Origin of the sequence: Acutalibacter intestini (assembly GCF_034334985.1) — a bacterium.
GTDB lineage: Bacteria > Bacillota > Clostridia > Oscillospirales > Acutalibacteraceae > Acutalibacter > Acutalibacter intestini.
Genome location: NZ_JAWXXL010000138.1, coordinates 1 through 601, shown reverse-complemented (window position 1 = coordinate 601; position 601 = coordinate 1). Strand labels below are relative to the sequence as shown.

Genomic DNA, 601 nt, shown 5'->3' with positions numbered 1-601 from the left:
GCTGTCATCAGGTTCACCAGTCTGTTGGCGGCGGCGTCCGGGTCCAGCCGTTTCACCAGCTCCGGCTCTTGGGTGGCAATGCCCCAGGCGCAGCGCCCGGTTTGACAGGTGCGGCAAAGATGGCAGCCCATGGCCAGCATGGCCGCCGTGGCGATATAGCAGGCGTCCGCCCCCAGCGCCACGGCCTTTACCACATCTGCCGCGCTGCGGATGCTGCCGCCGGCCACCAGGCTGACCTGCCCCCGAATGCCCTCGTCCCGCAGGCGCTGGTCCACTGCCGCCAGGGCCAGCTCGATGGGGATGCCCACATTATCCCGAACCCGGGTGGGCGCCGCGCCGGTGCCGCCCCGGAAGCCGTCTATTGCGATAATGTCCGCCCCGCCCCGGGCCACGCCGCTGGCTATGGCGGCAATATTATGCACTGCCGCCACCTTGACGATCACCGGCTTTTGATACCCGGAGGCCTCTTTCAGGGAAAACACCAGCTGGCGCAAATCCTCAATGGAGTAGATGTCGTGGTGGGGGGCGGGAGAAATGGCGTCGGAGCCCTCTGGCACCATGCGGGTCCTGGCCACGTCCCCCACCATTTTTTTGCCGGGCA

At 66.9% G+C, this 601-nt stretch carries 1 protein-coding gene; it reads right to left on the bottom strand.

From position 1 onward, the window contains the following. On the bottom strand, positions 1 to 601 hold a 601-nt coding region (locus U8U68_RS22105), incomplete at both ends, for a glutamate synthase-related protein (protein ID WP_322204647.1).